A 22221-nucleotide genomic window follows, 5' to 3' on the forward strand; every position below is an offset into this window, starting at 1 on the left:
TTTTCAAATGTGAGCCTTTTGCTCATGTTTGAAAATTGCTGAGAGGTTATTTGTACCTATTTATTTAGCTGTGTTCATTGGTTTTTCTATCAAACATGAACGGCTTCTGGATCGATCTTTGTTGTCCCATTTCCAATGTGTGCAACATAAAATTCTGGAGCATAGCCGACAACTTTCATATATTCATCATAGACATTGTTTTTGAAGGCAGGTATATTTTCTTCTTTGACAAGAGCAATCGCACAGCCACCAAATCCAGCTCCTGTCATTCGTGCACCTAAGACACCTTCTTGTTTTTGAGCAGCGTCCACTAGTGTATCTAACTCGATCCCAGTCACTTCATAATCATAGCGAAGAGAGTGGTGAGAATCATTTAGCAGTTGTCCAAATGCTTCCAAGTTTCCAGCTTCTAATTCAGCTTTTGCTTTCAAAGTACGTTGATTTTCATAAACAGCATGACGAGCTCTGCGTATCAATGTATCATCACCGATTTGGTCAATAGTTGATTCAAATTCTTCTTCATCTAAGTCTCCTAAAGAAGAGATAGGCAAAGTTTTTTGCAGACGTGCCAAGGCTTCTTCGCATTCGCTGCGGCGTTCATTGTATTTTGAATCTGCCAATTCCCGACGTTTATTCGTATTCATGATGACGATTGCATAACCATCTAGTTTCACTGGGACCATTTCATATTTCAGCGTATTTGTATCTAACAAAATCGCATGATCTAGCTCACCGAAGCCGATGGCAAACTGATCCATGATACCTGAATTGACACCGATGAATTCATTTTCTACTTTTTTACCCGTTTGGACTAGTTCCAAACGATCCGTTTTTAAATCAAACAGATCTTCTAATACAACACCTACCAATAATTCTAATGAAGCACTACTGGAAAGTCCTGCACCGTTAGGAATTGTTCCTTCCACCAACAACTCAAATCCATGATCAATTGGGTGTCCAGCTTCTTTTAATTTAAGGACCATTCCTTTTACGTAGTTTGCCCAATTTGCTTTTTTATCATATTCTAGCTCGTCTAAAGTAAAACTGATGACACCGATATCATCAAAGTTTGTGGAATAAACTAATATTTTATTATCGTCTCTAGGTGCGGCGACACCTTGCGTTCCATAAGTGATAGAAGCAGGGAAGACATGACCGCCATTGTAATCTGTGTGTTCACCAATCAAATTGATGCGACCTGGCGAGAAGTATTGTGTAGTTTTTTTAGGGCCGAATGTTTCGGCAAATTTTGTGTTTAAGCTTCTTTTGATCTCCATGATGAGTTATTCCTCTCTTGTTTTGATTTTGAATTCTGTCACTGTTTCAAATGCTGTTCCGGCTTTTAAATGAATCGAACCAAATGCTGAGAAGCGCTCTGCCCCTGGAGCTGTTTGAGTCTCAAATGTGATGCCGCCGTGATGTGCCAGTTTTCGACCACGCATTTCTGGTGTTTCTGGACCGAAATTTGCAGTGAAAATAACCATACTAGAAGCATCTGTAGCGATATCTACTTGGATTTTTTTATCCGGACTAGTTAAGCGAGCAGCTTCTTTATCCAAGCCAGATTCTTTTAAGAAAAATGGATGGTCGATTCCGTCAACGAGTTCTTTTTGATCCAAATCACTAGCAAAAACGGACGCTAGTTTTTTAGGCGTTTGAAAATCGAAAGCATTCCTTGCAGTATTTTCTTTTACTCCTATAGGAATACTGTCTGCTCGTAAAGGAGCGTAAGCTTCACTATTGAGCCAAAGCTCATGTTGATCGATCGTTTGAGAAGCATCTCCCGTCAAGTTGAAGTAGACATGATTTGTCGGATTGAATAAAGTATCTTGATCGCTGATGCCGCGAGTGGTCACCCGCCAGATATTATCTTGTGTCAAAGTATAACGGACTTCCACATCCAATGTACCTGGAAAACCATGTTCTCCGTCGGGACTTGTAGTAGTAAAAATGACAGAAGCTTCATTTTCGCCATTCAAAATGACATAAGACCATTTTTTTAATTCAAATCCAGGAGAACCACCATGCAGATTATGCCCAGTTTTTGGATCTGTAGCTAATTGGTAAGTTTTTCCATTGAGAGAAAAGCGGCCATTTTCGATCCTCCCTGCGGTGCGACCGATAGACGCGCCGATATACGGGTCTTTTTCGATATATTCTTCAGCGGTGTCAAATCCCAAAACTAATTCTTGATCATTTGTTTTTAAACAAACGATCCTAGCACCTAAATCAGAGACAGAAAGTACTAGCTTGTTTTTATTCTCCAAGGTTATCAAATGATAACCTTGGCCGAAATCTTTTTCTGTAATCTTCATTTTCAAGATCCTTTCTTAATGTGAAGGAACTACTGCATCGTGAAGTTCATCTTCCATTGTATCAGCTGGAGCCAACTTGTTTTCTAATTCCTCAACGATTTGTGCATGTTTTTTCTCTGTCAATGTAATCTTCCAAGCAAAAATAATAGCGGAGAAAATCATTAAAGCAGCAGGAGCATAGAATGCATAAGCTTTGAAGGTCGTTACGCCATGAGCAGTGATATCAGCAGCAGTAGCATTACCAGTCATCCCAGAAGCGATAGCGACAAAACCTACGATTCCGTTAGACAAAGCACCAGCGATTTTATCTAGTAAAGGACGAATAGAGAGAGTAACAGCTTCATTACGGATACCATTTTTCCATTGACCATATTCAACAGAGTCTGTGATTGTCATCAAAGCGGATAAGAAAATCAATTGTTGAGGGAAGTAGAACAATACTAACCCGATGATAACGATTGGCAAACTTGAACCTGCGATCGTAAAGAAAAAGTAGGAAGAAATCATCATTGTGATTCCGCCAAGGTAAACGTAGCGACGAGAGATGACGCGTGTAAGCATTGGGAATAGTGGAACAGCTACTAAACCAAGTAAGGCAGCAACTAGACCAACGATCCAAAATTCAGTTGGTTGGCCAAGTACATATTTGAAGAAGTAGAACAATACAGCAGTCGTTGCTACATTAGCAATCGCATAAGCGATATAAGCAAGGGCAAGCCACATCAATTGATCATTTTGAGCAACTGCTTTGAACACATCTTTGATTCCGGCTTTTTCATTTTGTTGACGGATCGCAGTATCGACTTCTTTTGTTCCCAAGGCAGTGATAATCGCAGTACCGCCTGAAATAACAGCAGCAATCACACCGAACCAGAACCAACCTGAAGCGCCTTCAATATGTTTATGAGTAACAAGATAGGTAAAGAAAGTAACGATAGGGACAACGACTAGTGTAGTACCATTTGCACCTAGAGAAGAGCCGAAACGAGCAAACGTAGCAAATTTTTCACGTTCCTTTGTTTCCGTGCTCAAAGCAGGAATCATTGACCAAAAAGCGATATCCTTGAATGAATAAAAACTATCCAGCAAGATGAAAACGATTGCAAATAATATGATAAATAAAGTTGTATTATGAGTAGCTAAGCCAAAGAAATTGGTAAATATTGCTACCAAGAGTACAGAACTAACAATACCACCGATAACTAACCATGGTTTGAATTTACCATATTTTGTACGGGTATTATCAATAACGCCACCAATCAAAGGATCAAAAATAATTTCAACTAAGCGGATACCTACAACTAAGCTTGTAACTGTAGCAATCATTTTTGCATTCGTTGCCTTATCTGTTCCTGCAAACATCTGGCTTGTCACGAATACCATAAAATAAGTGCTTAATGTAACATAGAATGTGTCGTGTCCAAAAGCGCCTAAAGCGTAGGACACACGTTGGATCATTTTGCTTTTCATAATCTGTATTCCTCTCCTGTTCAATATATAATACTAAGTAAACCGGTTACAACGAATAACAAAGATCTTTTAATGACTTAAACTTAACAAGAAATCGCTTCCTTTTTAATATATTTCTGTGACTTTTATTTAACTTTTTGTTGCATTATACTAAAGAAGTAAGGAGGGGAAGAAATGGAGCAATCGATTTTTTTAAAAAAGGAACATCAACAAGTAGAAAAAGAATTGTATTTTGATTTTTGCGGCTTCTCTAAAACGATGCCGTTTCATTCTTTTGGTCCTGCTATTCGCAATGATTACATCTTACACGTCGTGATGGAAGGCAAAGGATCTTATCATGTGAAAAATCAACAGTTTCAATTGAAAAAAGGAGATCTATTCTTGATTCGTCCAGGAGACTCGACATTTTACTTATCAGATGGAGAAGATCCATGGATGTATTGTTGGCTTTCTTTCGGTGGACATGCGGCAGAAGAAATCATCCGGCAGTCGCTTTTCAGAGAAGACCAGTACACGATGGTCTCTTCCGATATACAAAAATATATCGACATTATTTTAGAATGCATGAAAGATACGGAAGAAACCTTGGAAAATGAATTACAGTTAACAGCACTAACCTACCGTTTTTTATCAGTCCTTTTAAAAGACGGCGGAAAGATCAGCGGTGGCGTACAAAAAGTTCATTCCTCCTTAGCTGTTGAGACAGTCAAATATATCGAGGCACATTATGCGGAAAATTTATCTGTTGAGGAAATCGCCCAGCATTTAGCTGTCAACCGGAGTCACTTGTCACGAGTATTCAAAAATCATATGGGTACTAGTATCAAGGAATATTTGATCGGGGTACGGATTAATCGAGGGGCATTTCTTCTTTCCCTGACGGATGAATCCGTGGAAAGCATTGCCTATCAAGTAGGGTTCAATAGTCTAGTCGTATTTAGCCGAATGTTCAAAAAGAGTACCGGAGAAACGGCTACGAACTATCGTAAACGGATGAAAAACGAAAATTTCAAGAATATTGCTTTGGATACTTTGAAAAAACAGTTGGAAAAACAAACTGCAGTCTCTTGGACGACCTAATTTGCTTGGACAAAAGGACAAGCGTCGGCAAAAGAAACTTGTGGCGGTTATGCTACACTGTAAAACGAAGACTAAAAAAGGAGGAGAAGGGATGCGTACACTTATCATCATCAGCCATCCAACGATGGAGGAATCTCTGAATCAGCAATTTTTCAAAGAAGCTTCTTCCGGTTTATCCGTTACTTGGCATCATTTAGAATCAAGTTATCCAGATGGAAAGATAGATGTAAAGGCTGAGCTACAGCTCCTGGCACAGCATGATCGAATCATTTTCCAGTTTCCATTTTACTGGTATAGTTCCCCTGCTCATTTAAAAATTTGGCAAGATAATGTTTTGGAACAAGCAGCACATGTATTAGAAGGAAAAGAATTAGGGATCGTATTGACAACAGGTGTGGCGGAAAAGGAATATCAAGCTGGAGGGAAAGAAGAATATACGATCTCCGAATTTTTGAGACCATATCAGCGAATCGCAAACAAATTCCATATGACCTATCTTCCGCCATTCGTTTTAGCACAATTTATGTATTTATCCCAAGAAAAACGTTGGGAGAAGCTAATTGCTTATCAGCAGTATCTCTCATTGGAAGGGAAGCCATCGCTTACTCAACGGATTGACTGGTTTATTCAAAGAGTACAGGAAAATCAGAAAATGCAGGAAGAAGATTCGGAAAAACAAACATATATCATAGAAGCACTGACTGACGCAAAAGAGCAGATCGAAGACTTGTCCTTTACACTGCAAGAAATGAAAGGAACTTCATTATGACAAATGAATGGTTGATCCAACAATTAGATGAATTAAGTGAAAAATCAGAATATCAAGACCGTGCACTCTTATATGAGATAAAGAAACTGATGGCTGAGATAGATGAACGAACAACACAGTTGCAAGGAGAAATCGACGGACGATCTTGGAATCATCTCAACTGGTGAAATTTTCTTATAAATAACAAGGATAAAAATGTGCACAATGACAATTATTTGCTACAATAAGAATATGAAGCGTTTGATAACGCTGTTATACATAAAAATTGGTGGTGAAAAAAATGTATGATGAAAATGAGTGGGGAGAAAATGTTCGGATGACCCGAAGAAGACAGCAAAAACAGGCAGCACGTAAGCGGATGATCATGATTGGGGCAGCAGTTGCCGTTTTTTTGATCATAGCAGGAGGAGTAGCAGGGCTGTATTTTCACGGGAAAAATTCGTCAGATGCAAAAAGCATGACCGTAACGGAAACAACGACAAAGAAAACAGATGCGAAACAAACAAGTGAGGCATCGACTGAAACAAAAGAAACACAAACTTCTGAAGAAAAAACAGCAGATGATTTGCCAGAGCAACTCCAAGCAATCGTCAATGATTATTCGAAAAAGATGGAAGAAAAGACACCTGTGTTGATTGAAGAATACCAAACAGAAATCCAGGGAAATCAAGAGGGCATAGCTGGTTTATCCGCAGTTGCTAACCAAAAAGCACGTGAGCTCCAAGCAATCTCCGACGAAGGAATCGGAAAATTACGTGCAGCGTATCAGTCAGCAGATAATAAAGACGGTGTAGCCTTAGATACCTTGATCAATCAGCTATCGGCTAACTATACGAATCATGTCGCTAAGATTTCCGACATATATTTGCAGACGAGCGCTTCTGTTCAAGCAGAGTCAACAAGCACACAAGAAACAGCATCTTCTGAGTCTGAGACGATAGAATCAACAGAAGCTTCTGGAATGCAAGCTCGAACAACGCAAGACACAACAGAAAACACTGAAACGACTACTAGCAGTACGACGTCACAGGCTGCGACAACTGTTGTTTTGGAAGGAGAAGGTCCAAATCAAATAGCTGAGCGAACTGGCGTACCAGTAGAAACGATTTTGTCACTGAATGGGATGAGTATGGACGATTATTTCCTGACTCCCGGTGAGACACTAAAATTGAATTGATAAAAGCAATAAAAAGAACGAAGACTCCCTTGACGGAAGCTTCGTTCTTTTTATTTGGCGGTTCTTTTTTCACGTATAAAGTAATGGATCGTCATGTAAAGCAAGAAAACGAGACCAATGATCAAAGAAATCCTTGTTTCAGGATTGATAAACATGAAAATCAACACGATAGCTAAAAAAGCAAGTGTTGCATAATTCGTGTAGGGAGACAGCGGCATTTTAAAAGGATGATCATGCATTTTATCTGCGTGAGTCTTTTTGAAGCGAATCTCACTGATCAAAATCACCACCCAAGGAACCATACCAGGTAAAATACTTGAGCTGTATACGAAGACAAAGATATTTTCTGACTGGTTGATGAACATTGGCAGAAGATAATTTAAGATCAAACCAATCAAGATTCCGCCTGAGATGGCTACGACAGGGTAAAAAGGCGCACCATGACGAGATAATTTCAGAAACTTTTTAGACATCTTTCCATTCATCGCAAGTGTATAGACCATACGGCTTGCACTGAAAATACCTGAATTGCAACCTGATAATGCCGCTGTAATCACGACAAAATTGATCAACCCTGCAGCAAATGTAATGCCGATTTTAGAAAAAGTTTGGACAAAAGGCGAGCCAATCTCACTCAATTGATTCCACGGATAAATACTCACGATGATAAAAATGGCACCAATATAAAAAATCAAGATTCGACCGATAGTGGATTGAACAGCTTCAATGATCGTCTTTTTTGGATTTTCTGCTTCGCCAGCAGTCATTCCGATCAGTTCGATCCCTTGATAGGAAGCAACGACGATCGATAATGCAAAGAAAAAGCCTTTGACACCGCCAGTGAAGAATCCACCGTTTTTCCAAAGATTTGAAATTCCTACCGCCTGGCCATGATTACCAAATCCAAATAAAATCACCCCAAGACCTGCAATGATCATCAAAATGATTGTTATGACTTTGATGATCGAAAACCAAAATTCTAATTCGCCAAACGCCTTGACAGAAATAAGATTTGCCAACATAAGAAATAAGACGACAATGATGCCTGGAATAATTGCTGGCAGATTGGGCCACCAATAATTCATATAAGATCCTACAGCGATTACTTCACTTATCCCTACGACAATATATTGAAAAATATTACTCCAAGCGGTCAAGTAGCCAGCCACAGGATGGATGTACTCGCTCGCGTAATTTGCAAAAGAACCAGTCGAAGGATCGACGTAAAGCATTTCGCCTAAAGCACGCATAATCAAATACAAAAAGAATCCTGCAATCGCATAAGCTCCCATCACTGAGGGCCCTGTCCAGCGTATGGTTGAGGAGGCACCCATAAACAGACCGACACCGATCGTTCCACCTAGTGCGATCATTTGGATATGACGGGCACTAAGACTTCGAGTTAACTTTTCTTCTTCCATACAAAAACTCCTTTCGTTGTTGAGTCAACAGGAAAAATAATTAAACGTTTCAATAGATAGTTGTATTATTTTTAGGTTAGCCTTATTGAACTCTTGATGTGATTCTACAGAAAATTTTCATAAAATGCGAGGAAAATTCGAAAAAAACTTTTTCATCTTTCTACTTGTAAATGCTTTCCTTTTTAGTTAAACTATATTTAAATAAAAAGTTAGGGAAACCTAAAAAGGAGTGTAGGATTTGGAACGAACGGCCATTGAAATTCAAGACCTTTCAGCCGCTTATCAAGGGAAAACTGTTTTGAAAACCATCAATTTAACAATAAAGCCACAAAAAATCACTGGTATCATCGGACCAAATGGCGCAGGAAAATCAACATTCATGAAAGCATTGCTAGAGTTGATACCAGCTTCTACTGGTAAAGTCGCTTTTTCCGGACAGCCAGTAAAATCAGTCCGTAAAAAAATAGCCTATGTGGAGCAGCGAAGCGAATTGGATCTTTCCTTTCCAATCGATGTGTTAGGCGTTGTACTTTTAGGGACGTATCCTTCTTTACGAATCGGACAGCGGCCCGGGAAAAAAGAAAAAGAACGAGCAAGACAAGCATTAAAAAAAGTAGGGATGGAAGACTATGCCAAAAGACAGATCAGCGAACTATCGGGTGGTCAGCTTCAGAGAGTTTTTATTGCACGAGCTCTAGCTCAAGGCGCAGAGTGGATCTTTTTAGATGAACCATTCGTAGGAATCGATGCATTGAGTGAACGAAAAATCTTTGACATCTTGCAAGAATTGAAGAATTCAGGAAAAACGATTCTGATCGTCCATCATGATCTTCATAAAGTAGAAGAATATTTCGATGAAGTTGTTCTTTTAAATAAACAGCTAATTGCTTCTGGTCCAGTACAAGAAGTCTTTACATCAAAGAATCTTCAACTGGCCTATGGTGAGATCATCGGACATTTAGTAAAAGGAGGAGAGAAAAAATGATCCAATCTTTTATTGATGGACTGATGAATTATCAATTTCTACAATATGCCTTGGTTACTTCCATGCTTGTAGGACTTGCTTCTGGAGTCATCGGTTCCTTTATTATTTTACGTGGGATGTCTTTGATGGGAGATGCTATCTCTCACGCAGTTCTTCCAGGTGTAGCCATTTCTTATATGTTTGGTTTTAGTTACATTTTTGGAGCCACTGCTTTTGGGATGTTGACAGCAGCGGTGATTGGTTTCGTGACACAGCGGAGCCGATTGAAAAATGATACAGCGATCGGGATTGTCTTTAGTTCGTTTTTTGCATTAGGGATCATCTTGATTTCATATGCTCAAAGTGCGACAGACCTGTATCATATTTTATTTGGGAATGTCTTAGCTGTTAGGGAGAGCGATCTGCTGCTGACAGCACTAGTCAGCGGAATCGTCTTGATATTTGTTTTTTTCTTTTATAAAGAATTGAAGATCACATCATTCGATCCAACAATGGCAAAAGCTTATGGGCTGAATACGTCACTGATCCATTATCTTTTGATGTTCTTTTTGACATTAGTCGCTGTAGTTAGTTTGCAGACGGTAGGAACGATCTTGGTGATTGCCATGTTGATCACACCAGCTGCCACAGCTTACTTGTTGACGAACCATTTATTAAAAATGATTATCACGGCTGCAGGGATCGGTATGTTCAGTGCCGTTGTCGGCGTATTTTTCAGTTATAGTTACAATTGGCCATCAGGAGCTACGATTGTTTTAGCATGTACCGCATTTTTTATTCTTGCTTTTTTATTCTCACCAACAAAAGGAATTTTATTTCAGAAAGGAAGCAGATAGATGAAAACAAAGAAATCACTTTTTTTGATCCTGGCAATTAGTTTATTAACGTTAGTTGGTTGCGGAAAGCAAACTTCAGATCAAGCAGACGAAGTAAGTAAAGAAAAGCTGTCAGTCGTAGCAACCAATTCGATTTTGGCGGATATGGCAAAAGAGGTTGGAACAGATAAAATAGATATCCACAGTATCGTACCAGTCGGAACAGATCCGCATGAATATGAAGTACTACCAGAAGACATCAAAAAGGCAAGCGACGCAGATGTCATTTTATACAACGGATTGAATCTTGAAACAGGTAACAGCTGGTTCGATAACTTGATGGAAACAGCTAAGAAAGAAGAAGGAAAAGATTATTTTGCAGTTAGCAAAAATGTAGAACCTCTTTATTTAACTAGCGGTGAAGAAAATACAAAAGCGGATCCTCATGCTTGGCTAGACCTGTCTAACGGAATAAAATATGTGCAGGAAATCGCACGTATATTCTCTGAAAAAGATGCAGAAAATGCGACACATTATAAGAAAAATGCAGAAACATATGTGGAAAAACTAAAAGAATTAGATACACAAGCGAAGGAAAGTTTTGCTTCTATCGAAGAGAACAAAAAATTATTAGTAACAAGTGAAGGAGCATTCAAATATTTTTCAAGGGCTTATGATTTGCCAGCAGCATATATATGGGAAATCAATACAGAAAGCCAAGGCACGCCTGACCAAATGAAAGCAATTATTGATCAGGTAAGAGCAAAAGAAGTGCCAGTTTTATTCGTGGAAACCAGTGTAGATCCAAGAAGTATGGAGCGAGTAGCAAAAGAAACGGGTTTGGAAATTTATGATAAATTGTTCACTGATTCTATAGCCAAAGAAGGGGAACAAGGAGATTCTTACTATCAGATGATGAAATGGAACATCGAAACAATCCATGAAGGTTTATCCCAAACAAAAGAGAGCTGAAAAACGCAAGGTCTGGCTTAAGGAGCGGACCTTGCGTTTTTTTACAAGAAACCGGAAAAAATTATGATGTTTTTCGGCGTACAGATACCCTTTTTGAGAAAATTCCGTTATAGTTAGAGTAAGGAAGGAAGGTGTGGCTATGAATTTTACACGTAAAGATAAATATACGATTAAAGAAGAAGTATTTCGATTGATCAGTCAGCAAGAAAATACCGACAAGGATCAAGCCCTTCAATTTCTTGAAGCAGAATTAGCTAAATTATTCATAGCAAATCAAAACGAGACAACAGAACCAGATGAAGAGCAGCTGTACATAGGCAAATGGTTGTTTGATGAATTTCAGCCTTTAGATGAAAATACCGGTATCGGTTATTTTGTGTTCCTTTCTCCAGTCGGCTTCACACCTGGCGTATTAGTTAAACAAAACGACGAAATAACCGTCAAAGCATGGCCTGCTTTGTTTTCAGTAATCAAAGCAGAAGGAGTAATCAAAAAGATCCAGTCGGCCTATTATAAAAGTCAATTTATTGCCAACAGCAAATTAATGAATATGTTTTATAACCGTCTAGTAGAAATTGCCAGACCCGGAAAGATCCCGCAAACATTCACGTATACGCAGCAAAAAAATCTCTATGAAGAAGTACTGTATTCCCGCGATCTGTCTGAGTTTTCACCATGGGAAGAGGTAAGGCTCCATGAATTGTTAAGTACAAAACCAGTTTCTTTGAATTTTTTCAACGCATTGGATAACAAAAGAAAATTGATTTCGACAAATTATTGGGAAGTATTTGCTGCAAGAAAAAAATGGATGGAAGAAAAGAAGATTGCTGATCAGCAGATCCAGTTTGTCCAACTGAAAAAAGAAAAACTATATTATGGATTATACAGCCGTTAACAACAAGCGAGGAAGACCATGACATTAAAAGAAGAAATCATACTAGAAAGCAAACGATTAGGAATTGACAAGATCGGGTTTACGACGGCGGAGCCTTTTGATTCATTAAAAGAATCGTTGGAAGAGCAAAAAGCAGCCGGCCACACTTCTGGTTTCGAACACCCAAATATCGATGAGCGTCTTTATCCAGAAATGACATTTGATCAGCCAAAATCAATCATTTCCATTGCTCTTGCGTATCCTACTAGGATCCATGAAGAAGTACCTAGGGATGAAAAACGTGGGCAATTTGCTCGTGCCTCATGGGGAATCGACTATCATGATATACTGAGAGACCGATTGAATCGATTGATCGAATTCATCCAAACAAGAGCAGAAAAATGGCAAAAAGAAGAGGAATGGCGTCTAGCTCCGCAAGTAGACACTGGGGAACTGATCGATGTCGCTGTAGCACAGCGAGCTGGATTAGGATTTATCGGCCGAAATGGATTGTTGATCACCGAAGAGTTCGGTTCATTTGTCTATCTTGGTGAGATTGTCACTAATATCGTATTTGAGCCGGATAAACCAGGAGAGTTTGGTTGCGGTGACTGTATGCGCTGTGTGACTGCTTGTCCGACGAAAGCATTGCTTGGTGATGGCAGAATGAATGCACAGCGATGTTTATCTTATCAAACGCAGACAAAAGGGATGATGCCCGAAGAATATCGGAAAAAAATGCGAAATGTCATTTATGGATGCGATATCTGCCAGTTAGTCTGCCCTTACAATCAAGGAAAAGATTTTCATTTTCATGAAGAGATGGAACCAAAAGTAGATGAAGTATATCCAAAATTAAAGCCGATGCTGTCGATGTCGAATAAAGACTTCAAGCAGCAATTTGGGCATTTAGCCGGTTCGTGGCGTGGAAAAAAACCTTTGCAGAGAAACGCATTGATCGCTTTAGCTAATCTAGGAGATCGAACGGCATTGCCTGAGATTTCAGAATGTTTAACGGATGTCCGCCCTGTCATCAGAGGAACAGCAGCTTGGGCTATTGGACGTCTCGGAACAAAAGAGCCAGAAAAATGGCTTGATGTATTAGATGAAACATTAGCTAAAGAATCGGAAGAAGTCGTCATAAATGAACTAGAACATGCACAAAAATTGTTGCGGAGAAAGTTAAAATAAAAAAATAGCAAGCATTATTCATTGTTTTTGTCCAGTAATTGTTGTAACAATTACTGGATTTTTTTTATTTTTTACACTTTTTTAATAAATTATGAGAGATACAAATAAAAAAATTCTAGTTTTTTTACAAGAAATGAGGAGAAATGTTACAAAAACATGTGTTTTTCATGGAATATAAAAAAACATGAAAAATCGTTTCCTTTGTTGATTTCATTAGGTTCTACGACTTTAGTCTGATTTTTTATTTGCTCCAAATGTTACAAATATTAAATAATCCGTCATTTTGTCATTAAATGTCATGATTCTTTTACCTATGAAATATTTCTAAATGATAAAGTTAATAGCGTCGAAAGAATAAAAAACGGAGAAAAAAAGGAGTTTAATATGAATTCATTTAAGAAAATTGTTTTAGGTACAACTTTTGCTGCTGGTGCTACTGCAATGTTTGTAGGAACTACAAATGCTCACGCTGATGAAGTTTACACAGTAAAATCAGGTGATTCATTATCTAAGATTTCACAAAAATTTGCAGGAGACAACTCAATGATCGATGCAATTGCTGAAAAGAATTCAATTGCAGACATCAACCGCATTTATGTTGGTGAACAATTAACAATCCCAACTTCAAATGATTCTTCAGCAACAACAGAAAGCAACACAACAGAAAATACAGCATCTACAACTGAAACAGCAACGCAAGAACATACATACGTTGCACCTGTTGAAACAGTTGAAGTAGCTCCTGCTGCCCCAGCTGCTGCAACGGCGCCAACTTCAAGCTCTGCAAAAGAATGGATCGCACAAAAAGAATCAGGCGGTTCATACACAGCTACTAACGGACGTTACATTGGCCGTTACCAATTAGATGCTTCATACTTAAACGGCGACTATTCAGCTGCCAATCAAGAACGTGTAGCAGAACAATACGTAACATCTCGTTATGGTTCATGGGATGCTGCTAAAACATTCTGGTTAGCAAACGGTTGGTACTAAGCCGATAAAAGAAAAATGATGAAACCGAGAGTCTTGTTTATTCAAGTTCTCGGTTTTTTTTATGAGAAATAAATGATTTGTTTCCCTCAGCACAGCAGTACAAATAAAAACTCGGATAATGTATAATAAAGAAAACGCTTTTTTTGTTTAGGGGATGAGGAGGAGCCATGAGTACAAAAGAGAGTCTCGAATTAGAGGAAATCACAAGTGAAAATCCACTGTTATCCAGTATTCGATCCATTGTTGAAACGGCATTCTACGGTAATAATGTTCAAGAAGTTTTTGACAGGAAGACAGCTTATCAACTAGCAAAAGGGAGTCCAGGAACGATCATCACAGATATAACGGTCTCACATGCTGAAGAACTAGATTTACCAGCTGATGCTAGGACACTAGTATTCAATGATGGAAGTATTGTAGGAAGAACAGCAAGTGCTCGGCGTATCTTTGAGGACTTGGACAAGGAGCAAAGTAAATACGAGAAGATTTTAAGAGAAGCCGTGTATCAAAGTCGAAAGCGACAATTTTATCATACAAAAGTAATCGTTGGTCTATCTGAAGAATTTTCTGTACAAAGTCATTTGTTGATTCCAGAAGGGTTTGAGAACAATTTGTATTCTTATATACTGAATTTTCAGCTAGCGAATGCGAAGACCTTGGCTACTTATCAAAAATCTGCGTCCTTTGACGAGGGAGATCTTTATATCTTTTGTGATCCCGAATGGACGCATGAAGCCTTTCCCAATGGACTCGTTTTATTTGATTCTCTCCATAATACAGCTGCTGTGCTAGGATTACGTTACTTTGGGGAATTAAAAAAAGCGACTTTGACGCTTGCTTGGGCATTGGGGAATCGCAATGGTTTTATTGCCTGCCATGGCGGGATGAAACAATATACTAGTAATGATCAGACTTATACGATGGCTGTATTTGGGTTGTCCGGTTCTGGAAAATCAACGATCACCTTAGCAAAACATTCGGAAGGGCACTCTGTTACGATCCTACATGACGATGCTTTTGTTATTTCTAGAAAAAATGGTTTTGCTACTGCCTTGGAACCTTCTTACTTTGATAAAACACAAGACTATCCGTCTGATGATCCGGCCATTTCTTCTTTCCTTACTTGTCAGAATGTGGGCGTGACATGTACAAGTAAAGGAGAAAAAGTCCTAGTGACAGGAGATATACGAAACGGAAATGGGCGGACAGTCAAATCACGTTATGCGACACCAGACCGAGTCGATCATCTTAGCGAAAAGATCGATGCTGTTTTTTGGATCATGAAAGATGATTCACTTCCGCCAATTATCAAGATCAATGACCCGGTTTTAGCAGCGTCTTTTGGTGCAACATTAGCAACAAAACGATCAGACGCGGAAAATATCACTACAAAAAGACAGCTAGATGAGCTAGTCATTGAACCATTTGCTAATCCTTTCCGTGTCTATCCTCTTAGGGAAGACTATCAAGCTTTTCGAGAGTTGTTTTTGAAACAGCAAACAGCCTGCTATGTCCTGAATACTGGATATTTCGATGATAAAAAAATCAAACCTGAAACGACATTGTCAATCGTTGAAAGAATCGTGCAACAAACGGCAGAATTCAAGTCGTTTGGTCCGTTTGAAGACATCCACTATTTACCTATACCAGATTTTCCTGTTTCTTTTGAGGATACGTCTTATAAAAATCTGGTGAAACAACGACTTGATAGTCGTTTACGATTCATTGAAGCTCAGATAGGAAAAGATCTCTTGCCAGATGAAGCAAAAGAAAGTTTGGAGAATTTGATTCAGAAATTGAACTAAAATAACAGCTTTTTCAAGAAGTAATCCATGCGCTATATCGCTCGGAATCCTTACTTGAAAAAGCTGTTTTTCTATAATGGATTTTTCGTAATATAGGTGGAGATGTCCTTTTGATAATCTTCCGTAGGCCAATGACCAGTATTTAAGAAGTTGGCTAATAGATAGCCGATATAAGGGCCTGTCGTCAAACCAGAAGAGCCTAGACCGCTAGCAGCCAGTAGACTTGGGTCATCTGGCAATACGCCGAAAAATGGGGAAAAATCTGACGTATAAGCACGGGTACCTACACGGAACTCGTATGGCCAGTTTTTTATCTGATTTGGATCGGCCAAGAACTGTTCTGTACTCTTAGTCAATCCCTTATAAGCTTCGCTAGTAGGAGCCAAATCCCAGCCTTGATCGTTCTCATGGGTAGCACCTAAAAGGATCTTTCCATCCATGAAAGGAATGAAATCAGCTTCTCCGTCAAGCATAGCAACAGGCCAGTCTTGACTCATCTTATAAGATGTCTGAAATGCTAAGAGCTGCCCTTTTTGCGGACGTATATCTGCAGAATAGCCTAATTTTTTCAATAGAGGCTTAAGTGCAGGACCAGGTGTCAAGATTACGCGGTCAGCTGTGTATTCTCCAAATGATCCCTTGATGAGCCAAGAATCGTTATTCTTGTGCAAGGTGACTTTTGCCTGGATCTGCTCGATTTGTTTTTGTACTAAACGCTGACCAAGATATTCTAAATATGCTTTTCCATCCAGACGACCACCACCACTGATACGCAGTGAAACTGCTGGCTTCAATAACGGAAGAGCTTGGGATGTCTGTTCAGGTGAAAGCCATTCGATGTTTCCAATTTCTGGCGCTTCTTCTTTTCGTTTCTCCGCAAGAACAGCTAATTCAGCTAAATCTTGTTCAGGCCGAAGCAAAAGTGTCCCTGATTGTGCATAAATCGTTTGATCAAGTTGGAAATCTTTTATAAGTTTAGGGAAAAAAGCAGCGCCGTCTTTAGCCAGACGATACCATTGTTTGTTTCTGCGTTTTGACAACCAGGGGGAGATGATCCCAGCGCTTGCTTTAGTTGCCTGTCCTGTCCCTTCATCAAACAAAGCAACATCGAATGTTGATGTATCCAAGTAATTGGCTAGGGTCATACCAATGATTCCACCACCGATAATGGCAATTTTTTCCATAAAAAAGCCTCCTTTTACAAACAACCATTTTCACACAAAAAAACGGCAGATGCAACACCTGCCGTATATGGAAACTACGCTTTTTTAGCAAAAAACAGAGAATAGACGAATCGAGCAAAGCTGATAAGAAGTAACAGCAATAAGACGCCCAATGCCGCTTTTGATCCTAATGTAGTAGACACTTCGTAATTATGGGAAGTATGATGCTGAACATAATTGATAATAACCGCTACTAATGAAGTAGCCACAGCACCAGAAAACTGTTGCAAGGTATTGAACATTGCATTCCCGTCTCCTTGCAGTTCTTCATTCAGCGCATTCATTCCAGTCGTCATCATATTGCTGTAAGACAAACCGATACCGACCATATAAAAAACATGACAGGCAATCAATACACCCAATGAAGCGTGTCCGATAAATAGGAATAATGCTAGCCAACCAATCAAAGAAAGGATCAATCCAGCAAAAATTGGCTTCTTCGGACCATATTGATCCAGCATTTTACCAGAAAAAGGAGAAAGCAACGCACCAACCGCTGCACCGGGAAGCATGGCTAATCCAGCGACAAAAGGACTGCTTCCTTGAACGATCTGAAGGAAATTCGGTAAGACAAAAGACACACCAAGTAATAAAAACTGATAAACCAAGAAGCCAATTAAAAACAAACGGAATGTTTTATTTGAAAGAATGGACAGCCGAATCAGCGGATGTTCCACTTTTTTACTTCGATAGTAAAATAGGAACCAGCCGATCCCGCCGATGATCAAAGCAATCCAACTAGAAAGTGTTCCCAACGTACTCAAAAATGTCAGACTTCCACTAAACAAAAGACAGATTCCTAAAACGCTCCACCAATCCAAATAACTATTTTTTTGTACTGCCATCTCGGGAATAGCAAACCAGCCGATAATCAAAGAAAGGATCAAAATGGGCACAAGAAACAGGAAAATATGATTCCATGTAAAATGTGAAGTCATAATGCCTCCGTAAGTGGGTCCAATCGCTGGAGCAATGGCCGTTGTCAAAGTACCGACACCCATCATCGCGCCTCGTCGATTGAGGGGGGCAAATGTCAAGATAATATGGAACATCAACGGAAGAGCGATACCTGTCGCTGCCCCTTGGAGCAATCGACCAAACAATAGGACCATGAAGGTAGGAGAGAAGAAATCGATCATTATACCTGCCAAGAAAAGCAGATTTGAAGCTAAAAAGAGTTTTTTGAGACTAAAATTGCGATTCAAATAAGTAGACAGCGGAACAATGATCGAAATCATCAAAAGATAAATCGTTGTTACCCATTGGACTTGTGCGGTCGTTAAATCAAACTGTCTGATAAGCGTGGGGAAAGTTACATTCATGGCCGTCTCGATCAATACGCCCGCAAAAGACATCATCCCTGTTGCAATTACTGCAGGTACTAAAAGCAGCTGTTTTTGTTTTGTCATTTACATCACCTCTAAAAAATTTCGTAAAAAAAGAGAGTGATTTCTATTATAAAAATAGAAACCGCCTCTCTCTCGACACGCCGAAACGTGTTATCTGTACGATTTATTTACTTAACTTATTCTAGCACAAACTGAAAAATAGTGTCAACACGATTAGCCAAGTCACTCAAAAAGAGGTATGATAATAAATAACTAAATGGAATTTCGCGGAGGAAGAAAAATGGAAAAAATCGAATGGCGTAAAGACAAGAACTATAGTATGAAAAAAAGCCCGCAAATACTAGAGGTTCCTAAAAAACCATTCTTTAGCATCAGAGGGATCGGCGACCCGAATCAGGAAGACTTTAAACGAAGAGTAGCCTGTCTATATGCAGTCAGCTATGCAATACGCATGTCGCCTAAAAAAAATTGGCTGATTCCTGATTATCAGATGTATACTGTCTATCCGTTGGAAGGACAATGGGGACTACAAGAAAAGTATTTGCATGAACCAGTGATGAAAAAAGAACATTTTTCTTATCAATTGATGATCCGACAGCCTGACTTTGTTACAGAAGCGATAGCACAAGAAGCCATTCAGCGTTCTTTGAGCAAACTTCCGGAAGACTTGAGAGAACAAGTAGCATTCGGAAAGATGGAAGAAGGTCTTTGTGCCCAAATCTTACACATCGGTTCCTATGATGAAGAACCAGAATCCTTTAAGAAATTAGAAGCATTCATTGCAGAAGAAGGCTATCAAAAAACTTCTAAAGAACACAAAGAAATCTATATCAGTGATCCACGAAAATCTGCACCTGAAAAAATGAAGACGATTTTGCGTGTCAAAATAGAAAAAAGATAGCAACCTGAATAAAATCGAAAAATAAAAGTAAAAAATACCAAAATAAGAAGAAATATTACTTGTCTTTTGCTATAATCAATATTGAGAGGTGTCTAATATGAAAAAGAAACAGCGACAAGCATTGATCCGCCAAATGATTACAGAACAACCGATTGGGACACAGGAAGAGCTGCTTACACGGTTGCATGAAGCAGGTGCCGATGTGACTCAAGCTACGATTTCTCGAGACATCAGAGAAATGAAGTTAGTAAAAAGCCAAAATGAAAATAAAATAGTACGCTATACATTATTTAACCAACCATCTGTTTCTTTAAATGAAGAACGTTTGCGTACGGCAATTCGGCGTGAGGTTTTACGTATACAGTATGTTCAATTCATGGTTATCGTATTGACTGAACGAAATGGCGCTGATGTGGTAACGAATTGGTTAGACGAAGTTGCTTATCCCGAAGTTGTTGGAACGATGGCAGGTGTAGATACATTCATTATTATTTGCCGCTCAGAAGAAGAAGCACAGCGATTTGCGGAAAAATTAGAAAAAATGAGGGAATAACTGAGGAGGACTTTTATATGGAAAATATGAAAGCGCTACAAAACGGATCGGATATTCGAGGGATTGCATTACCAGTTGAAGGTCATGAAGTCAATTTGACGACAGACAGGGTAGAAAAGATCGGCTGGGGACTAGCAAACTGGCTAAAGAAAAAGAAGAAGTCAACTAACCCAACTAGAAAATGGACGATTGGGATTGGTCATGACAGCAGGATCAGCGGACCAGCACTAAAAGAGGCGTTGATCCAAAGTCTGAAAGAACAAGGGATACATGTTATTGATTTCGAATTAGCTACTACGCCAGCTATGTTTATGTCCACTCAATTTGAACAATTCTCATGCGACGCTGCGGTCATGCTGACTGCTAGCCATCTTCCCTATTATTACAACGGAATAAAATTTTTCACCTCAGAAGGAGGGGCAGAAAAAGAAGATATTGCTTATATCCTGTCACAACAGCAAAAAGTAAAAAGTGAACAAGCGGGAAGTGTGGAAAAAGCAGACCTTTTGACACCTTATGCGCAAGACCTAGTCACAAAAATCAAAAAAGGGATGGGAACACAAGATGACAAACCACTAAAAGGTTGGAAAATCATCGTGGATGCTGGAAATGGTGCTGGAGGATTCTTTGCTGAAAAAGTATTGAATAGCTTAGGCGCTGATACAACAGGATCTCAATTTTTGGAACCAGATGGTCGATTTCCTAATCACATCCCCAATCCTGATAACAAAGAAGCGATGGAAAGTATCAAGCAGGCTGTTTTAGCAAATGAAGCAGATCTTGGGATCATTTTTGATACAGATGTGGATCGTTCAGCTGTGGTCAGTGCTTCTGGAACAGTCATCAATCGAAATAATTTGATCGCAGTATTAAGTACGATCGTATTAAAAGAGCATCCAGAAACAAGGATCGTAACGAATTCTCCTACTTCTTCTCATCTACAAAAATTCATTGAAGAAAAAGGAGGCACCCAAATTCGTTATATTTCCGGCTATCGAAATGTGATCAATAAAGCATTAGAACTTAATCGTCTTGGGAAAGATACACAGCTAGCCATCGAAACAAGCGGCCACGCTGCATTCAAGGAAAATTATTTTCTGGATGATGGAGCATACGTCATCGCAAAGATCCTGATGCTTTTGCCAGAATTAAAAAGAAAAGGTATCACATTGGATGAACAAATCAAAGAGTTGAAACAGCCTGTAGAAGTACAAGAAATCCGACTAAAATTGTTCAGCGATGAACCACGCGAACAAGGAAACAAGATATTAGAAGACATGAAGCGACTGCTAGAAGAAGAAAAAGGGATGAACTTCGACCCGGCAAATGAAGAAGGTATTCGGTATAATCTGCAAGAACCTTATGGAAGCGGTTGGTTTTTGATTCGTTTAAGCTTACATGAGCCGTTGTTAGTATTGCAGGTAGAAAATGACGAGAGCGGAAAGAACCAGCTAGTGGTAGAAAAACTAGCAAAGTTATTCGGGCATTTTTCTGATCTTGAATCATTATCAGCAGAATAAACCAAACTTCTTGAAAGGTAGTTGCTTGGACAACAAAAAAAGTGGTAAGGTTAAACCGAGTGCTGGTAGGGTGTCCAGCAAAAGGAGGAAAAAAATGGTAACGAATATGGTTATTTTTTTAACAGTATTGGTCTATGGGGTCAACTTTCTGGTATATATGTATCTTAAAATCAATCATATAAAAGATTATTTAGAAAAGATTGCTATTTATTTTGGAACGAATATGACTCTGTTATTCACGAGTGGCATCTTTTTGTTTTTTGGAAAAATAGTAGAAGACGGTATTCTGGTATTTGAATAAGCAGAATTTTTGTAGAAAGCGCCTTACTTGTCATACACTATAATTATAGCAAGTAGCAAATGGTCAATCGAAAGGAGCAGTACAATGAAAAAAGCATACGAAACAGCAATGATCAACCATGGCGGGCGCAATGGAGAGGTCGAGGCACCCAATGGCTCGATGCATATGAAAATCACTCCTCCGGGAATCCATGCAGAAGGAACAAATCCAGAACAATTATTTGCAGCAGGGTATGCTTCTTGTTTCAATGGGGCGGTACAACATATGATCAAAGAAGCAGGAATGACAGCAGAGTCCACAGTAAAAGCACGTGTCTCTCTTTATAATTTAGATGATGGCGGCTATCAGATCGGTGTAGTATTAGAAGTGCATATCGATGGCATCAGCGAAGAAGAAGCCCAAAAAATTGCAGAAGATGCGCATGAATTCTGCCCTTACTCCAAAGCAACTAGAGGAAATATCGATGTAGAAGTAACGATTGTTTAGAAGAATAAAGGAAATCGAACC

The 22221-nt window shown here is 39.1% G+C and carries 22 protein-coding genes; 16 read left to right on the forward strand and 6 right to left on the reverse strand.

What is annotated here, in order from left to right; all coding sequences use genetic code 11:
* Nucleotides 1-89 precede the first annotated feature (89 nt).
* The 3 genes from A5816_RS00120 to A5816_RS00130 are packed head-to-tail and all read right to left on the reverse strand — an operon-like array spanning nucleotide 90 to nucleotide 3785.
* Nucleotides 90-1277 carry a galactokinase gene (locus A5816_RS00120; protein WP_002314506.1) on the reverse strand — a complete coding sequence of 396 codons (1188 nt, stop codon included), beginning with the start codon at nucleotides 1275-1277 and terminating at the stop codon, nucleotides 90-92.
* Nucleotides 1278-1283: 6 nt separating this feature from the next.
* Entirely contained in the window at nucleotides 1284-2315 is a 1032-nt protein-coding gene (locus A5816_RS00125) for an aldose epimerase family protein (RefSeq protein ID WP_086310421.1), read from the reverse strand.
* Between the two features lie 15 nt (nucleotides 2316-2330).
* Nucleotides 2331-3785, reverse strand: a complete 1455-nt coding sequence (locus tag A5816_RS00130; RefSeq protein ID WP_002374893.1) for a glycoside-pentoside-hexuronide (GPH):cation symporter — start codon at nucleotides 3783-3785, stop codon at nucleotides 2331-2333.
* Nucleotides 3786-3959: 174 nt separating this feature from the next.
* Between A5816_RS00130 and A5816_RS00135 the strand changes: the two genes are divergently transcribed.
* From A5816_RS00135 to A5816_RS00145, 4 genes are all read left to right on the forward strand, one after another.
* Nucleotides 3960-4865, forward strand: a complete 906-nt coding sequence (locus A5816_RS00135; protein WP_002312019.1) for an AraC family transcriptional regulator — start codon at nucleotides 3960-3962, stop codon at nucleotides 4863-4865.
* 91 nt (nucleotides 4866-4956) lie between these two features.
* A complete protein-coding gene (locus A5816_RS00140) occupies nucleotides 4957-5634 on the forward strand; it encodes an NAD(P)H-dependent oxidoreductase (protein ID WP_086310422.1) in 678 nt (225 codons plus the stop codon).
* On the forward strand, nucleotides 5631-5801 hold the full coding sequence (locus tag A5816_RS16150; protein ID WP_002291423.1) for a hypothetical protein: 171 nt from the start codon (nucleotides 5631-5633) through the stop codon (nucleotides 5799-5801). Before A5816_RS00140 ends, A5816_RS16150 begins: the two co-directional genes overlap by 4 nt.
* A gap of 113 nt (nucleotides 5802-5914) precedes the next feature.
* Nucleotides 5915-6811, forward strand: a complete 897-nt coding sequence (locus A5816_RS00145) for a LysM domain-containing protein (RefSeq protein ID WP_086310423.1) — start codon at nucleotides 5915-5917, stop codon at nucleotides 6809-6811.
* A 50-nt stretch (nucleotides 6812-6861) separates the two neighbouring features.
* Here the strand turns inward: A5816_RS00145 and A5816_RS00150 are convergent, their stop codons facing one another.
* On the reverse strand, nucleotides 6862-8232 hold the full coding sequence (locus tag A5816_RS00150; RefSeq protein WP_002314512.1) for an amino acid permease: 1371 nt from the start codon (nucleotides 8230-8232) through the stop codon (nucleotides 6862-6864).
* 238 nt (nucleotides 8233-8470) lie between these two features.
* On the opposite strand from A5816_RS00150, the gene A5816_RS00155 reads away from it, so the two are divergent.
* From A5816_RS00155 to A5816_RS00185, 7 genes are all read left to right on the forward strand, one after another.
* Nucleotides 8471-9217, forward strand: coding sequence for a metal ABC transporter ATP-binding protein (locus A5816_RS00155; RefSeq protein WP_010731952.1), 747 nt, complete (start codon nucleotides 8471-8473; stop codon nucleotides 9215-9217).
* Nucleotides 9214-10053 (forward strand): metal ABC transporter permease, encoded by an 840-nt coding sequence (locus A5816_RS00160; RefSeq protein ID WP_002308137.1) that lies wholly within the window; start codon nucleotides 9214-9216, stop codon nucleotides 10051-10053. Before A5816_RS00155 ends, A5816_RS00160 begins: the two co-directional genes overlap by 4 nt.
* Nucleotides 10054-11004: a metal ABC transporter substrate-binding protein gene (locus A5816_RS00165; protein ID WP_002374903.1), complete on the forward strand. Its 951-nt coding sequence runs from the start codon at nucleotides 10054-10056 to the stop codon at nucleotides 11002-11004. It abuts the gene before it with no gap.
* A 139-nt stretch (nucleotides 11005-11143) separates the two neighbouring features.
* A complete protein-coding gene (locus A5816_RS00170; RefSeq protein WP_086310424.1) occupies nucleotides 11144-11899 on the forward strand; it encodes a hypothetical protein in 756 nt (251 codons plus the stop codon).
* 18 nt (nucleotides 11900-11917) lie between these two features.
* Complete coding sequence (gene queG / locus A5816_RS00175) at nucleotides 11918-13069, forward strand: tRNA epoxyqueuosine(34) reductase QueG (RefSeq protein WP_002374907.1); 1152 nt, start codon at nucleotides 11918-11920, stop codon at nucleotides 13067-13069.
* A 384-nt stretch (nucleotides 13070-13453) separates the two neighbouring features.
* On the forward strand, nucleotides 13454-14062 hold the full coding sequence (locus A5816_RS00180; RefSeq protein ID WP_002314516.1) for a LysM peptidoglycan-binding domain-containing protein: 609 nt from the start codon (nucleotides 13454-13456) through the stop codon (nucleotides 14060-14062).
* Nucleotides 14063-14229: 167 nt separating this feature from the next.
* Nucleotides 14230-15867 carry a phosphoenolpyruvate carboxykinase (ATP) gene (locus A5816_RS00185; protein WP_086310425.1) on the forward strand — a complete coding sequence of 546 codons (1638 nt, stop codon included), beginning with the start codon at nucleotides 14230-14232 and terminating at the stop codon, nucleotides 15865-15867.
* Between the two features lie 71 nt (nucleotides 15868-15938).
* Here the strand turns inward: A5816_RS00185 and A5816_RS00190 are convergent, their stop codons facing one another.
* Nucleotides 15939-17051, reverse strand: coding sequence for an FAD-binding oxidoreductase (locus tag A5816_RS00190; protein ID WP_086310426.1), 1113 nt, complete (start codon nucleotides 17049-17051; stop codon nucleotides 15939-15941).
* A gap of 74 nt (nucleotides 17052-17125) precedes the next feature.
* Nucleotides 17126-18499, reverse strand: a complete 1374-nt coding sequence (locus A5816_RS00195; RefSeq protein ID WP_086310427.1) for an MFS transporter — start codon at nucleotides 18497-18499, stop codon at nucleotides 17126-17128.
* Nucleotides 18500-18719: 220 nt separating this feature from the next.
* Between A5816_RS00195 and A5816_RS00200 the strand changes: the two genes are divergently transcribed.
* From A5816_RS00200 to A5816_RS00220, 5 genes are all read left to right on the forward strand, one after another.
* Nucleotides 18720-19340 (forward strand): GyrI-like domain-containing protein, encoded by a 621-nt coding sequence (locus tag A5816_RS00200; protein ID WP_086310428.1) that lies wholly within the window; start codon nucleotides 18720-18722, stop codon nucleotides 19338-19340.
* A 97-nt stretch (nucleotides 19341-19437) separates the two neighbouring features.
* Entirely contained in the window at nucleotides 19438-19893 is a 456-nt protein-coding gene (locus A5816_RS00205) for an arginine repressor (protein WP_086310429.1), read from the forward strand.
* Nucleotides 19894-19910: 17 nt separating this feature from the next.
* Nucleotides 19911-21413 (forward strand): phosphomannomutase/phosphoglucomutase, encoded by a 1503-nt coding sequence (locus tag A5816_RS00210; protein WP_086310430.1) that lies wholly within the window; start codon nucleotides 19911-19913, stop codon nucleotides 21411-21413.
* 94 nt (nucleotides 21414-21507) lie between these two features.
* Nucleotides 21508-21714, forward strand: a complete 207-nt coding sequence (locus A5816_RS00215; RefSeq protein WP_002308156.1) for a hypothetical protein — start codon at nucleotides 21508-21510, stop codon at nucleotides 21712-21714.
* A gap of 84 nt (nucleotides 21715-21798) precedes the next feature.
* Nucleotides 21799-22200 carry an organic hydroperoxide resistance protein gene (locus A5816_RS00220; protein WP_002286825.1) on the forward strand — a complete coding sequence of 134 codons (402 nt, stop codon included), beginning with the start codon at nucleotides 21799-21801 and terminating at the stop codon, nucleotides 22198-22200.
* Nucleotides 22201-22221 lie beyond the last annotated feature (21 nt).

This window comes from Enterococcus sp. 3G1_DIV0629, assembly GCF_002141285.1.
Lineage (GTDB): Bacteria > Bacillota > Bacilli > Lactobacillales > Enterococcaceae > Enterococcus_B > Enterococcus_B lactis.

What these genes read in the sequence shown, in the direction of transcription:
- A5816_RS00120 (WP_002314506.1), bottom strand. Translation starts at nt 1,277, where the DNA reads ATGGAGATCAAAAGAAGCTTAAACACAAAATTTGCCGAAACATTCGGC.
- A5816_RS00125 (WP_086310421.1), bottom strand. Translation starts at nt 2,315, where the DNA reads ATGAAGATTACAGAAAAAGATTTCGGCCAAGGTTATCATTTGATAACC.
- A5816_RS00130 (WP_002374893.1), bottom strand. Translation starts at nt 3,785, where the DNA reads ATGAAAAGCAAAATGATCCAACGTGTGTCCTACGCTTTAGGCGCTTTT.
- A5816_RS00135 (WP_002312019.1), top strand. Translation starts at nt 3,960, where the DNA reads ATGGAGCAATCGATTTTTTTAAAAAAGGAACATCAACAAGTAGAAAAA.
- A5816_RS00140 (WP_086310422.1), top strand. Translation starts at nt 4,957, where the DNA reads ATGCGTACACTTATCATCATCAGCCATCCAACGATGGAGGAATCTCTG.
- A5816_RS16150 (WP_002291423.1), top strand. Translation starts at nt 5,631, where the DNA reads ATGACAAATGAATGGTTGATCCAACAATTAGATGAATTAAGTGAAAAA.
- A5816_RS00145 (WP_086310423.1), top strand. Translation starts at nt 5,915, where the DNA reads ATGTATGATGAAAATGAGTGGGGAGAAAATGTTCGGATGACCCGAAGA.
- A5816_RS00150 (WP_002314512.1), bottom strand. Translation starts at nt 8,232, where the DNA reads ATGGAAGAAGAAAAGTTAACTCGAAGTCTTAGTGCCCGTCATATCCAA.
- A5816_RS00160 (WP_002308137.1), top strand. Translation starts at nt 9,214, where the DNA reads ATGATCCAATCTTTTATTGATGGACTGATGAATTATCAATTTCTACAA.
- A5816_RS00165 (WP_002374903.1), top strand. Translation starts at nt 10,054, where the DNA reads ATGAAAACAAAGAAATCACTTTTTTTGATCCTGGCAATTAGTTTATTA.
- A5816_RS00170 (WP_086310424.1), top strand. Translation starts at nt 11,144, where the DNA reads ATGAATTTTACACGTAAAGATAAATATACGATTAAAGAAGAAGTATTT.
- queG (WP_002374907.1), top strand. Translation starts at nt 11,918, where the DNA reads ATGACATTAAAAGAAGAAATCATACTAGAAAGCAAACGATTAGGAATT.
- A5816_RS00180 (WP_002314516.1), top strand. Translation starts at nt 13,454, where the DNA reads ATGAATTCATTTAAGAAAATTGTTTTAGGTACAACTTTTGCTGCTGGT.
- A5816_RS00185 (WP_086310425.1), top strand. Translation starts at nt 14,230, where the DNA reads ATGAGTACAAAAGAGAGTCTCGAATTAGAGGAAATCACAAGTGAAAAT.
- A5816_RS00190 (WP_086310426.1), bottom strand. Translation starts at nt 17,051, where the DNA reads ATGGAAAAAATTGCCATTATCGGTGGTGGAATCATTGGTATGACCCTA.
- A5816_RS00195 (WP_086310427.1), bottom strand. Translation starts at nt 18,499, where the DNA reads ATGACAAAACAAAAACAGCTGCTTTTAGTACCTGCAGTAATTGCAACA.
- A5816_RS00200 (WP_086310428.1), top strand. Translation starts at nt 18,720, where the DNA reads ATGGAAAAAATCGAATGGCGTAAAGACAAGAACTATAGTATGAAAAAA.
- A5816_RS00205 (WP_086310429.1), top strand. Translation starts at nt 19,438, where the DNA reads ATGAAAAAGAAACAGCGACAAGCATTGATCCGCCAAATGATTACAGAA.
- A5816_RS00210 (WP_086310430.1), top strand. Translation starts at nt 19,911, where the DNA reads ATGGAAAATATGAAAGCGCTACAAAACGGATCGGATATTCGAGGGATT.
- A5816_RS00215 (WP_002308156.1), top strand. Translation starts at nt 21,508, where the DNA reads ATGGTAACGAATATGGTTATTTTTTTAACAGTATTGGTCTATGGGGTC.
- A5816_RS00220 (WP_002286825.1), top strand. Translation starts at nt 21,799, where the DNA reads ATGAAAAAAGCATACGAAACAGCAATGATCAACCATGGCGGGCGCAAT.